Raw genomic sequence first — 229 nt, forward strand, 5'->3', positions numbered from 1 at the left:
ATCTTGCCAATAACGTTGCTGCTGTTGTTACTGAACGCGATGCTAACTGGTGGTCGTTACGGGGTCAAAGTCTGCAGTGTAATGAACTTGAAAAGGGTTACTTTAATTCAGGTGTCCTGTTAATTAATACACTAGCGTGGGCGCAGGAGTCCGTTTCTGCTAAAGCGATGTCGATGCTTGCTGATAAAGCCATCGTTTCCCGTTTAACCTATATGGATCAAGATATCCT

At 44.1% G+C, this 229-nt stretch carries 1 protein-coding gene; it reads left to right on the top strand.

Annotation, left to right across the window (positions count from 1 at the left end):
• Positions 1-229: glycosyltransferase (locus R2R70_RS23700; protein ID WP_410979448.1), on the top strand; the 229-nt coding region annotated here is incomplete at both ends.

The organism is Cobetia sp. SIMBA_158, from assembly GCF_046566945.1.
GTDB classification, from domain to species: domain Bacteria; phylum Pseudomonadota; class Gammaproteobacteria; order Pseudomonadales; family Halomonadaceae; genus Cobetia; species Cobetia amphilecti.